Source organism: Streptomyces sp. NBC_01166 (genome assembly GCF_045039765.1).
Classification (GTDB): domain Bacteria; phylum Actinomycetota; class Actinomycetes; order Streptomycetales; family Streptomycetaceae; genus Streptomyces.
In genome coordinates this window covers 8,412,394-8,424,272 of record NZ_CP108613.1, presented here as the reverse complement: position 1 = coordinate 8,424,272, position 11,879 = coordinate 8,412,394, and the positions used below count along the sequence as shown (strand labels likewise).

Here is an 11,879-nt window from a genome sequence, read left to right as displayed (position 1 = left end):
CGGTCCGGGGCGGTGAGGCCCGTACGTGGTCCGGTGGGGGTGTCGACGACAGTCCCAGGCTCGAATATGCGCCGTCCAATACTTAATTGAACTTAGACTTTGTATACGCATCACATAATCGCGCCTGGGTGCCGGCCTTCCTCACGTCTCCGGCGTCGGCAGTACCTCCTCGGCGACCTCCAGGACGGCCCGCAACACGGGCGAGGGGTTGTCCTCACGCCACGCCAGCGCGTGGTCCATGAACGTCGGATCGTCGCGCAGCGGCACGAACACCGAGGCCGAGGGCATGATCCCCGCGACACAGGAGGGCATGAGGGCAACACCGACACCGGCGGACACCAGGGTCAGGACCATGTACGGGTCAGTGATCTCCTGGACCACCCGCGGCCGGAAACCGGCCTTCACGCAGGCCTGCAGCGTCAGTTCCTGCAAGGCGGAACCGGCCGTGGCCGGTGAGGCGATGAACCCGTCGCCGGCCAGGTCGGCGAGGTCGATCGCGGACTCCCCCGCCGCCGGATGGTCGACCGGCAGTGCGGCACCGAGCGGCTCGCGGCCGATCAGTCGCGTATGCACCGGAGAGGGAGCGATCGGCAGACCGACCAGGGCGATGTCCAGGCCACCCTGCTCCAGTTGCTCGATGCCGTCCCGCGTCACGACCCGCGCGGTCAACGAAAGCGTTACCTCGGGGTAGCGCTGACGGACCGCCCTGGTGAGCGGCGGCAGCGTGAGGTGGTTGAGCGCACCGGAGAAACCGACGGAGACCGTCCCGTACACCTCCCCCGAGGTGGCCCGGGTCGACTGCCGCCCCAGCTCCAACTCCTCGAAGACGCGGTGGGCGTGCGGCAGAAAGGCATGCCCGGCCGGAGTGAGCGCGACACTGCGGGTGCTGCGGTCGAACAACTGCTCCCCGAGTTCCTTCTCCAGCTTGCGGATGGTCTGACTCAGTGGCGACTGCGCGAGTCTGAGCCGCGTGGCGGCGCGACCGAAGTGCAGTTCCTCGGCGACGGCGATGAACGCCTCCAGCCAGCGGATCTCCATGTACAGAACCTCCCCGACGACAGGGCTTGCGCCGCCCCGCCCTCTACATGTAGTCACTTAGAAGCACAGTTAAGCGTTAATTATATCCCCAATATTACATAGTCCTGGATGGCGAGGAACACAGTCGCCCAGGCGCAGGAGGGACAGCACCGTGACCACTCGAACTCCCCCGACCGCTCCGGAGCACCGGTACGACGTGGTCGTCGTCGGCTCCGGAGCGGGAGGTCTCGCCGCGGCGGTGACCGCCGCGCACCACGGACTGCGGGTCGTGGTCCTCGAACGCGCTGCGGTCTGCGGCGGCGCCACGGCCTGGTCAGGCGGGTGGATGTGGGCGCCGGGCAATCCCTTGGCGCGGGCCGACGGGGTCCAGGAGGAGACCAACACGTTCCGCGACTACCTCCGCGCCGTGCTCGGCGACCACTACGAACCGGCGCGGATCGACGCCTTCTTGGCCGCCGCTCCCGAGATGGTGCGCTTCTTCCACGAGCACACCGCCCTGACCTTCGTGCCGGGTGCGAAGATCTGCGACATCTACGGCGATCTCCCCGGGGCCGGCACCGGGCACCGGTCGGTCGGCCCGGCCCCCACCGACCTGCGCCGACTCGGCGACGACGTCACGCGCCTGCTGCGCCGCCAGTTGTACGAGACCTCCTTCCTGGGCCTGGGTGTCATGGCCGGACCGGACCTGGCCGGCTTCCTCGCCGCGTCCCACGGTGACGTACGTGGGCTTCTGCACGCCACCCGGCGCGTCACCCGCCACCTGTTCGACCTGGCTACGAAGGGCCGCGGGATGCAACTGGTCAACGGCACCGCGCTGGCCGGCCGGCTGCTGCGCTCGGCCCTGGACGCCGGCGTCCACATCCAGGTATCCACCGCCGTGACCGATCTGGTCCAGGAGGACGGCCGCGTCACGGGCGTGATGGCGGCCACCGCCGACGGCCCCGTCCGGCTCACGGCGGCACGCGGCGTGGTCCTCGCCACCGGCGGCTTCCCGCAGGACGAGGCCCGACGCCGCGCACTGTTCCCACGAGGGGAACAGCACTGGAGCCTCGCCCCCGGGGAGGCCGACGGCGCGGGCGCCACACTGGCCGAGTCGGCGGGCGGGCGGCTGCGCACCGACCTGGCCTCTCCGGCCGCCTGGTGCCCGGTCTCCCTGGTCCCTTACCGCAACGGCCGCACCGGCGTGTTCCCACACATCATGGACCGGGCCAAGCCCGGCAGCATCGGTGTGCTGCGCACCGGGCGACGGTTCGTCAACGAGGCCAACGGCTACTACGACTACGTCGCGGCGATGATCGCGGCGACCCCGGCCGGTGAACCGGTCCAAGCCTGGCAGATCACCGACGCCCGGTTCGTCCGCCGCTACCCGCTGGGCATGGCCAAGCCCCGGCCGGTGCCCCTCTTCCCCTACCTGCGCAGCGGCTACCTCCGACGGGGACGCACCCTCGAGGAGCTCGCCCGCGCCTGCGGCATCGACCCGGCCGGACTCACCGCGACCGTCGAGGAGTTCAACGAGGCGGCCCGCCGCGGTGAGGACCCCGCCCTCGGCCGCGGATCGACGCCGTTCAACCGCTACGGAGGCGACGCGTCGGTGACTCCGAACCCGACGCTCGCCCCGTTGGAGAAGGGGCCTTTCTACGCCGTGCGGATCGTTCCCGGCAGCTTCGGCACCTTCGCCGGCCTGGCCACCGACGAGCACGCCCGGGTCCTGGACGGCCAGGACGCCCCGATCCACGGCCTCTACGCGGTCGGCAACGACCAGGCGAACGTGATGGGCGGCCACTACCCCGCCGGCGGGGTCAACCTCGGGCCCGCCATGGCCTTCGGCTGGATCGCCGCCCGCCATCTTGCCGATGTGCCTGCCGAGCGGGGAGCCGCCGCGTGAGCTATCCCAAGGACGTTCTCGCCCTGGTGACCGGCGGAGCCGGCGGCATCGGCGCGGCAACCGCAGCGAAACTGCGCGCCGAGGGCGTACGGGTCGTCACCGCGGACCTCGCTCCGGGCGCGGACGAGCGGCTCGACGTCACCGACCCCGACGCGGTCGCCGCCCTTGTCGACCGGCTGGGTCCGGTGGGAATCCTCGTACACAGCGCGGGCGTCGTGGGCCCTTCCCGTCCCCTCGCCGAACTGGACCTCGACGCGTGGCACGCCACCTTCCGGGTCAATGTCGACGGAACGTTCCTGCTGTGCCGAGCCGTCGTACCGGCCATGGTGAACGCGGGCTGGGGCCGGATCGTCACCCTGGCCAGCATCGCGGCCAAGGACGGCAACCCCACGCAGAGCGCCTACTCCGCGTCGAAGGCGGCCGTCGTCGCGCTCACGAAGTCCCTCGGCAAGGAATTGGCCACGACCGGTGTGCTGGTCAATGCCGTCGCGCCCGCGGCCGTCAGTACACCGATGAACGCGCACACCGACCCTGCGGTGCTCGCCCGCTCCCAGTCCCTGACACCTATGGGCCGCTTCGGCCGGGCGGAGGAGATCGCCGAGCTGATCGGGTGGCTCTGCTCGGAGCAGGTCAGTTTCTCCACGGGCGCGGTCTACGACGCCAGCGGAGGCCGAGCAACGTACTGATCCGCCAGGGGCCGATCGGCGAGGCAGGCGTTGGTGTTGCCGCCGGATCATGCTGCCCCGCTCTTGCGGTTCAGCTGGGAAGGCCGTCGTGCCGTGGCGGAGGGGGTGAGCGTCAGCCCGCGTTCGGCTGGGGTGTCGCGGACAGGCTCTGCTTGACGTACCGGCTGGTCTCGTCGGCGAGGATCTCGGGCAGGCCCGCCTCGATGCCCTGCAGGGCCTGGGCCGCGACGTCTGCGGCGGCGACCTTCTGGTCGGCTGGCACGCCGGCGGCCATGTCGGTGTCCATGTAGCCGACGTGCAGCGCCGAGACGGTGATCCCGCGCGGTGCCAGCTCCTCACGGGTCGCGTCGCTCAGCGCCCAGGCGGCGGCCTTGGAGGCCGCGTAGGAGCCGAGGCCTGCCGGGTGGAACCAGGACAGGGCGGAAAGGACGTTGAGTACGGCGCCGCCACCATTGCGCTCGATGACCGGGGCGAAGGATCGGGTCGCGGCGAGCGGGCCGAAGAAGTTGGTCTCCAGCTCCCGGCGCACCTCATCCAGGTCACCTCCGATCAGCGTCGCGCCGGTGGAGATGCCCGCGTTGTTGATCAGCAGTGTCGTGTCGGACGCCACGCGGGCGGCCTCCTGTATCGACGCCTCGTCCGTGACGTCGAGGCGCAGCGGGATGACGCCCGGCACGTCGACGGTCTCGGGGCGTCGGGCCGCGCCGTACACCTTCGCGCCGCGTTCGACGAGCTGGGCGGCCAGGTGCCGCCCGAGGCCCCGGTTGGCGCCGGTGACGACCGCGACGGCGTTCTTCAGTTCCATGCTCGCTCCTTTTACTGGCGGGCGCCGTCGGCGACCGCCGGCCTGCAAAATTTAGATTTCGGTCATAATCTAAACACGGGTCTACGATAGATGCCAGTCGGCATCCAAATGGGAGATGGTCATGGGCCGCGTATCGCAGGCACAGGCGGAGGAAAATCGCAGGCGGGTGGTGGACACTGCATCCCGGCTGTTCCGGGAACAAGGCACGCAGGTCAGCGTTGCCGACCTGATGAAGGCGGCCGGTCTGACCCACGGCGCCTTCTACAAGCAGTTCGACTCCAAGGAGGCGCTCGTCGACGAGGCCACCGCTCACGCCTTCGCCGAGCTCGCCCAGCGCTACAGCGCCGGGCTCGAGCGGCACGCTGGGCAGCGCGAGGCCGCCCAGCAGGCCCTGATCGACGCCTACCTCTCCGTCGAGCACCGCGACGACCCGGCGGACGGCTGCCCGGTCGCCGCACTCGCCACAGACATCGCGCGTGAAGGCGGGGGGCGCGAGGCCCGCCGCGTCTACGCCGAGGGGGTGACGGACTTTGCCGATTTCCTCGCCACCGACGACCGGGACGGCATCGTCCGTCTCTGCACCCTGTTCGGTGCGCTGGTCCTGTCCCGGGCCACCAAGGGCTCCCCGCTCTCAGAGGAGATCCTCGCCGCCGCGCACGCAGCTTTGACGGAAGCAGGCTGATCAAGGGCGCCGTGCTGGTACACGCGGACCGCGCTCGTGGGCGACGAGGCGTCGCGGCCAAGGCGGAGGCGGTGGGAGAAGGCCGCGGGTGGACGTCACCTTTCCTGCTTCCGCCGAGATCGAGGCACTTCTCGCAGCCTCCGTCGGCGCCCGGACTGCCATCGAGCGCAGTGGGCACGGATCGAGCCGTTACTCCCTGACCGGACTCCGAAACGGGGTGGCAGGTGGCGCGATCACCGGGAGGCGATCGACGCGATCGCCTTCAGGTTCCGAACCGGAACGCAGTGGGTGCACTTGCCCGAGAATTAGGGCACCTGACGAGGCGTCTACACCAGACCGAAGAAGATGACCGACCAACCCAGGAGTCCTGCATGATCGAGACCGACCACCTCAAACAGGTCGCCCGCGAAGAGCGGGGCTACCAGTGGGGCGACCTGCACGAGGCCCGCTCGAACACTATCCGGAACCAGTGGTCCATTTGGTGCGACCACATCAAGGAGCGCGTCAAAGCGCTCACGCCGCTCGTTGGGCCGACTCCATGGGACGAAGTCCAGCTCCCACTATTGGGGGACGGCATCCACCAGCAGATCCCTGTCGACCTCGGCATCGGAGTCGACTTGGAGCGGGTCAGTCCGGTACGAGGCAGTCTCAACGCCGCAAGGAGCTCCGCATGACCGCCGACCTGGTGTCCTTTGTCCGGGCTCGTTTCAACGAGGAGCTGGAGAAGGCCCGCTTCGCCAGCAACGTGGTGGTCACGCAGCCCGGACGCTTCGGCGTCGAACCAGAGGAAGCCGCCAAGCACGCCCGCTTCTCCGTCGCCGCCGCTGAAGCGCGCCTCGCGTTGCTTGACGACACCGTGGTGCCGTACCTGGGAACCGCAGGGCCGGGCGGCCGGAATGCCGAATTTCAGCTTCGGCTGCTTGCCGCGCCCTACGTCGAGCACCGGGACTACCCGCACGACGAGAAATCCGCCAACCAGTCCGGGAGCCCTACATGACCGCCGACCTGGTGGCCTTCCTCCAAGCCCGTCTCGACGAGCAGAGGGCAGCCGCCGTTGGTGCCGGCAGCACGAGTGAGAGCTGGCAGGCGTTGGGGACGGGCGTCTACTCCGCGCCCTCTCTGGACGACGACGTCCCGCCTCTGGTGACCGCCGGCCCGGAGGTCGGCGGGTCCGACGAAGACGCCGCCCGCGCCGAACACATCGCCCTGCACGACCCGGCCCAGGTGATGCGTGAGGTTGAGGCGACGCAGGGCCTGCTGAAGCAGTACACGGCACACGAGACGGGTGAAGGGTTTCCGGACACGTCCAATCGCAACGCGGCCAGCATGCAACGCATGGCCGTCGACCTGGCAGTGCGGCACCTCGCGCAGGCGCACGCCGGCCACCCGGACTATCAGCCCGAGTGGCGCCCATAGGCACACGCGCCGCACCACTGGCCCCCGGGGTCGCTATCGGGACTTGCCCAGCCTCATGTTCGGAGCCAGATGGAATCGGTCCGGGCAGGGTCACCAGCACGCTCGCGGGTCTTGTACATGTTCTGGCGAGTGTCGCTCCTCTCCCCTACCCACGCCGGTCCGGACCAGGAAGCCGGGGTCCGCGTCCCCCGGCGGGGCAGCGATGTGCACTCGCTGGATGCCGGGGATGTCCACCTCGACGAGGACCTCGCCGCTGAACATCCACAGACCGAACAGGTCATCGTCCTCGTCGTGCAGCATGACCTGCACGCAGGCGGGCTCGTTCCACGGCAGGGACTCCAGGTCCTTGAGCACGCCACGGCGCCCGTTCCACCGCCCGAACTCGATGTACCAGCCCCCTACGAACCAGGGGATCTGCACGAAACATCCGTTCCAGGTGCGGGCCTCGTCCGGCCGGGTCAGCGGCTCCATCACCTCGTCCTCGTACCGCGCCAACACGATGACCTGCGCCATTCTGCTCATGCCCACATGTCACACGGTGCCGGGCACCGACGGCAATCTATTTCGGACTGGATCCGCCGGGGCTCCTTCCGCACACGGAGTCCGCCGCCTCTGGACCTCGGCGATCGTTGACGCGGCTTCTGTCCGGGCGAAAAGAGGGGCCTGACCGGGACGAATCCGGTTGATCGCGGCAAGAAGGCAGCAACCTGCATGTCCTGTCCGACCGCCAGGGCATCCCATTGGTCGTTGCGGTGTCCGGGGCGAACCTTCACGCCAGCCAGGCCTTCAAGCCGCTGGTCCTGGCGATACCAGCCGTCCGTTCCATGCGTGGACCGCGCCGGCGGCGACCGGTCAAGATCAGCGCTGACAAGGCGTACTTCTCCGCCGACCACCTCGCCTGGCTCCGCAGCCGGGGCTTGATCCCCGCGGATCGCACGTCCGGGAATCGAGTCCGGCGAGCGGCTCGAGGGGCACCGCTGGAAGATCGAGCGGTCGATCGCTTGGTTGTTCGACTGCCGCCGCCTCACCGTCCGATACGAGCGGACCGGCTCACACTTCCTCGCCTTCCCGGCCTCGCTGCGATAGCCGGACAGGATCGACCTGGGCCGGGCAGCAGGCAAGTCGCGTCGTAGTGACTCAGCATCCGAACTGAGCCGCGGCCGGCCGGGCCAAGTCTCCGATAGTGAACATGATGTCTGCGAGCTGGCCGCCCGACACGGTGTGAGGGTCAAGAAGCTATTGAGCGGCTGAGGGGCAGCGAGAACGCGGGGTTCGGCGCAGCTCCATGGAGTCCCCGTTCGACCGAGCAGTCCGTGTCGAGGCATCGCCACGTGAGACGCAACAGGGCCTCCTCACAGTCAGCTCGATCAGTCCAAGCTCGCGGAACAGCCTGCGACAACGCCACTTTGATCGGGTAATCCTCCGACCGGCCCAGCCCCGGGGGCACGCGGCCACGGCCGTACAGCCCTCCCCTCTGCGTCAGCCCGGTGCCCCGCCGGCAGGTCTCGCACGGCTGGACGTCAGGCTCCGTCAACGCGATCACCGCGTACTCGCGGGAGACGTGGACCGCGCTCGTCAGGTACCGGATGCAGCTCCGCCGTGCATCAGCGCCATCGTGTTCGCGCGTTCGCGTGTTCGCGCGTTCGCGTGTTCGCGCGTTCGCGCGTCCGGTGTCACCGGCGTCAGATGATCTGTGACCGGTGCCGCAGCGGGCTGCTTGCCTGGTGCAAGCTCCTGAGCGCCTGTCCGTAGGAGGCGATGAGCGAGGTCTGAAGGTAGGCCACGCCCAGTTCGTCGCAGTAACGGTGAACGAGAAGCTGTGCCTTGCGGAGATTCGGCGAGGGCATGCTCGGGAACAGGTGGTGCTCGATCTGGTAGTTCAGCCCACCGAGCACCACGTCCTTGAACCAGTTTCCGTGCACGTTGCGGGAAGTGAGGACCTGACGGCGCAGAAAGTCGGGCCGGTCGTCGGCGGTGAGTGTCGGCATTCCCTTGTGGTTCGGGGCGAAGATGGCTCCCAGATAGACCCCGAACAGGCACTGGTGCACGACGAGGAACACCACGGCCTTCCACGGAGAGAGCACGAGGAACAGCGCGCCGAGATACAGGACGAAGTGCGCGACGAGAAGCGTTCCTTCAATCCGGCGCTGCTTGAGGGTACGGTCTGCAAGGGCCCTCATCCCCGCGACGTGGAGGTTGAAGCCCTCCAGCGTCAGCAGAGGGAAGAACAGATACGCCTGCACCCTGCCGAGCAGGCGGGGCAGACCGGTGGCCTTGTGAGCCTGGGCCTGGCTCCATACCAGGATGTCGGGAGCCACATCGGGGTCGAGCTCTTCGTGGTTGGGGTTCGCGTGATGGCGGGAGTGCTTGTCCTGCCACCAGCCGTATCCCATACCGATCCCCATGTTGGCGGCGAGCCGCCCGATCAGCGCGCTGGAACTGCTGCGCCGGAATACCTGACGGTGACCGACGTCGTGCGCGACGAGCGCGACCTGCCCGAAAACCGCAGCGAGAAACACGGCGGTGAGCAGGGTCCACCAACTGTCGCCGACCGTCACGAAGGCCAGCCAGCCCACGGCGTAGGCCGCGGTCACCAGCGCCATGCGCACGCCGTAGTAGAAGGGGCGACGCCGCATCAGTCCGGCATCCTTGATCTGCTTGGAGAGCCGCGAGAAGTCACTGCCTGCGCGGCGTTCCCGAGTCGGTGCGACGGTGTCGCTCGCGCCTTGCCTCGCGTCTGTGGTCATCGTCGGTCCTGTCGTTCGCGAACAGAGCGGGGACAGGTTGTCGTCAAGAGACGACGAGTGGTCGGCATGATGCCTCATTTCCCGGCGCCGACGAGTACGCGGACGACGTCACAACAGCACGTCGCGTACGGAATCGGGTCGGGGCGGTAGGGGGGTGAATCTATTACGCCGCGGCGGCTAGGTGTCCAACAGATCGGTTCCACGCAGTGCTGGCGCAGCACTTGGAATCTCCGCGGGTCCAAAAATTTGACGCGGACACCAGTACTTCCCCCAAGGTTCCGTCAGGGCAACCGTGGGCGGGGCATCTTAACTTCAGGGTACACAAGGGCGTGTAAGGACCAGGTGTGGCCGGAATGTGGGCGTGCCGGGGCCGATCATCGTCAGGCGGATCGCCGACATGACGGGCCTGTTCACAGGCTCCGTCAGACGGCCGGTGGACCATCTCGAACGAGAGCTGCGTGGTCCGCGCCCTCGGGTCGGCAGGACCGCCGCCGGATAAGGAACGCCCCCGGCCTGGCCTGGCAGTCGCTGCTCGACGGCCACACCGAGGACGAACTCAAGTTCATAGCCCGCCACATGCCTCACGCTCACGACACGGCGCGGAAGTGCAGTACGGATTTTGGGGGCACGTCAGTTCTCAGACGGGTGAAGTTGCGTTCGGCTGACTCCGGGCAGGGCCCGTAAGAGCTGCCGTACGCGGCGTCGGCTCTCGGCCACGGGTTCGCGCGGGCGGAGTCCGTGAGGGCCGACCAGGCCGTGGGTGCTGCTGCATCGTGCTACTGGTCGTCCGTCCGGCCCTGCTCGCGGATCGTTGGACAGCGCAGGATCTGGCCTGCGGTGGTGCCGACGAGGATCGTGCCGTCGGGTGCCGCGTGCAGGGAGAGAGGTTGGTACGGGGGCAGCGGCCGCCGGTTGAGTACAGTCCCGTCGATCGCGTCGAGGGACACGAGGCTGCCGTCGGCGCACAGGACGTGCAAGGTCCCGTCATGGGAGTCGAGATCGATGACCCCGGATTCCAACGGCCTGCTCCAGCGGACCTCGCCGGACGGGAAGTCTCGGCGGACAAGCTCCGTGCGCCCGTGCAGCAGAGCAGCGCCGGCGGCGTCGGATGCGTACACCACCGGACCGAGCGGTGCGTCGACGGAGAAAAGCGCGGTCTCGATCGCACCGTCGGGGGCGAGCGCGACCACACTCCGGCCGCTTCTCCCGTACAGCAGCTCGGGGCACCGGCGGACCTGGAGCGGGACGAGACCGTACCGGTCCGGCACGTGGACCGCGCCGATCCGGTCGCTGCCACCGGCGGCGAAGATCTGTGTGTTGGGCGGGGTGGGCGGCTCCGTCCCGAAACTGCGGTCGTACGTGTCCCTGATCGCCCAGACCCCGTCCGTACGAGCGGACATCGCGGCCGAGAACGGCACGGAGTGCCGGTCGCGAACGGTGCCGTCGGCCGTGTCCACCAGCAGGAAGTCGGTCCGAGCGCGGGCGTCGGGACCGGAGACGGCCACGCGTACGCTTCGCTCGTCTGCGGCCACCTCGATCCGGGTGCCGCCGCTCGCCGATGGCGCGGGCACGCTCCACAGCGCCGATCCGTCCAGGGCCCAACACTCCACCGCCACGTGCCTGCGAGTGGCGAGCACGCGGCCGTCGCCCAGCCCGGCCACGGCCCGGACCCCGCCCTGCGCGTCGTAACTGCGTCCGGCCCGCTCGGCGAGCGTGCGCAGCAGCGGTTGCGCGGGCGACATGTCGTCGTACACCCTCGGGTTCTCGGGGTCGAGCGGTGTTCGGTCGAGTGCGGTCAGGTCCAGGGCCTCGGAGGTGAGGCCCAGCCAGTTCTCGCGTACGACCGTCGCCTGGGCCCACAGGTGGTCGACTCCGTTTACCACTGCGAAGAAGACGAGCTCCAGAGTGTGGTCGTCCAGCCAGCGGACGGGCTCGATGCCCCACGCCGGGTCGGTGAAGTCGACACGGTGGCCCGTGCCGCACTCGAGAAGCGTGAGGCCCCCTTCGCGGTCGTACTCGTCGCCGTTGTCGAGGCCGATGGCCAGGAGGGGCAGCGTGGGGTGGAAGGCGATCGTCTCGGCCTCCATGGTGAAGGTCAGAAGGTGGGCGCAGGACAGGTCGGCTGCGCGGTACACGGCGACTCGGCTGTACCGGTGCATCACCGAACTGCCCGCGACCCACTGCCCGTCGCTACTGATCACTACTTGGCACGGGTATCCGAGCAGTTCGGGAAACGGCTCGTCGTGGAGCGTGTTGGCGTGTGACTCAGGCCGGACAGGCATGCCGCTCCGTAACGATGGGTGAACGAGACTCGCGCCAGGGTATCGAGGGTTCGGCTGGCAGCTGAGACGTCTCCGGGCGATCCGGCCGCACCGGATCCCACGGCGAATGGTTCACGAACTGCTGCAGGGCCTGCATACTCCCGTCCGGCAGCCGCTCGGCCATCGGCTGGATCGACTTACGCCGACCGTCCAGCATCAGGCCCCGCAGATAACAGGCACCCCACCGCCGCTGATCCCGCCGCGGCAACGACCCGGCCACATCACCCGCGAACTCCGCCGACTCATCCCGGATCCGCCCCAGCTTCACACCTCTGAAGATGCCCACCACCAGGCAAGTT

12 protein-coding genes and 2 pseudogenes are annotated in these 11,879 nt (G+C 68.8%); 8 read left to right on the top strand and 6 right to left on the bottom strand.

Annotation, left to right across the window (positions count from 1 at the left end; translation table 11 throughout):
* Nucleotides 1–141: 141 nt before the first annotated feature.
* A complete protein-coding gene (locus OG379_RS38145; protein WP_405667938.1) occupies nt 142–1,038 on the bottom strand; it encodes a LysR substrate-binding domain-containing protein in 897 nt (298 codons plus the stop codon).
* A 151-nt stretch (nt 1,039–1,189) separates the two neighbouring features.
* On the opposite strand from OG379_RS38145, the gene OG379_RS38140 reads away from it, so the two are divergent.
* Both OG379_RS38140 and OG379_RS38135 read left to right on the top strand, forming a co-directional pair.
* Complete coding sequence (locus tag OG379_RS38140) at nt 1,190–2,923, top strand: FAD-dependent oxidoreductase (RefSeq protein ID WP_405667936.1); 1,734 nt, start codon at nt 1,190–1,192, stop codon at nt 2,921–2,923.
* Nucleotides 2,920–3,609 carry an SDR family NAD(P)-dependent oxidoreductase gene (locus OG379_RS38135; RefSeq protein ID WP_405667934.1) on the top strand — a complete coding sequence of 230 codons (690 nt, stop codon included), beginning with the start codon at nt 2,920–2,922 and terminating at the stop codon, nt 3,607–3,609. The genes OG379_RS38140 and OG379_RS38135 overlap by 4 nt, the downstream gene beginning before the upstream one ends.
* A gap of 112 nt (nt 3,610–3,721) precedes the next feature.
* On the opposite strand, the gene OG379_RS38130 is transcribed toward OG379_RS38135, so the two are convergent.
* Nucleotides 3,722–4,414 (bottom strand): SDR family oxidoreductase, encoded by a 693-nt coding sequence (locus OG379_RS38130; protein ID WP_405667932.1) that lies wholly within the window; start codon nt 4,412–4,414, stop codon nt 3,722–3,724.
* A gap of 121 nt (nt 4,415–4,535) precedes the next feature.
* On the opposite strand from OG379_RS38130, the gene OG379_RS38125 reads away from it, so the two are divergent.
* From OG379_RS38125 to OG379_RS38105, 5 genes are all read left to right on the top strand, one after another.
* Entirely contained in the window at nt 4,536–5,096 is a 561-nt protein-coding gene (locus OG379_RS38125; RefSeq protein ID WP_405667930.1) for a TetR/AcrR family transcriptional regulator, read from the top strand.
* A gap of 36 nt (nt 5,097–5,132) precedes the next feature.
* Nucleotides 5,133–5,405 (top strand): transposase, encoded by a 273-nt coding sequence (locus OG379_RS38120; RefSeq protein WP_405667928.1) that lies wholly within the window; start codon nt 5,133–5,135, stop codon nt 5,403–5,405.
* A 62-nt stretch (nt 5,406–5,467) separates the two neighbouring features.
* On the top strand, nt 5,468–5,770 hold the full coding sequence (locus OG379_RS38115; protein WP_405667926.1) for a hypothetical protein: 303 nt from the start codon (nt 5,468–5,470) through the stop codon (nt 5,768–5,770).
* Nucleotides 5,767–6,093, top strand: a complete 327-nt coding sequence (locus OG379_RS38110; protein ID WP_405667924.1) for a DUF6221 family protein — start codon at nt 5,767–5,769, stop codon at nt 6,091–6,093. Before OG379_RS38115 ends, OG379_RS38110 begins: the two co-directional genes overlap by 4 nt.
* On the top strand, nt 6,090–6,512 hold the full coding sequence (locus OG379_RS38105; protein WP_405667922.1) for a DUF6221 family protein: 423 nt from the start codon (nt 6,090–6,092) through the stop codon (nt 6,510–6,512). The genes OG379_RS38110 and OG379_RS38105 overlap by 4 nt, the downstream gene beginning before the upstream one ends.
* 90 nt (nt 6,513–6,602) lie before the next feature.
* On the opposite strand, the gene OG379_RS38100 is transcribed toward OG379_RS38105, so the two are convergent.
* Complete coding sequence (locus OG379_RS38100) at nt 6,603–7,034, bottom strand: hypothetical protein (RefSeq protein WP_405667920.1); 432 nt, start codon at nt 7,032–7,034, stop codon at nt 6,603–6,605.
* Nucleotides 7,035–7,216: 182 nt separating this feature from the next.
* Here OG379_RS38100 and OG379_RS38095 point away from each other — a divergent pair.
* Nucleotides 7,217–7,645: pseudogene (locus tag OG379_RS38095) on the top strand (transposase); the annotation flags it as partial.
* A 549-nt stretch (nt 7,646–8,194) separates the two neighbouring features.
* On the opposite strand, the gene OG379_RS38090 reads toward OG379_RS38095, so the two are convergent.
* From OG379_RS38090 to OG379_RS38080, 3 genes and pseudogenes are all read right to left on the bottom strand, one after another.
* The gene (locus OG379_RS38090; protein ID WP_405667918.1) at nt 8,195–9,259 is read right to left on the bottom strand and encodes a fatty acid desaturase family protein; all 1,065 of its coding nucleotides are present in this window, start codon (nt 9,257–9,259) and stop codon (nt 8,195–8,197) included.
* A 776-nt stretch (nt 9,260–10,035) separates the two neighbouring features.
* Nucleotides 10,036–11,541, bottom strand: a complete 1,506-nt coding sequence (locus OG379_RS38085; protein ID WP_405667916.1) for a PQQ-binding-like beta-propeller repeat protein — start codon at nt 11,539–11,541, stop codon at nt 10,036–10,038.
* Between the two features lie 49 nt (nt 11,542–11,590).
* Nucleotides 11,591–11,848: pseudogene (locus tag OG379_RS38080) on the bottom strand (transposase); the annotation flags it as partial.
* Between the last annotated feature and the right edge of the window lie 31 nt (nt 11,849–11,879).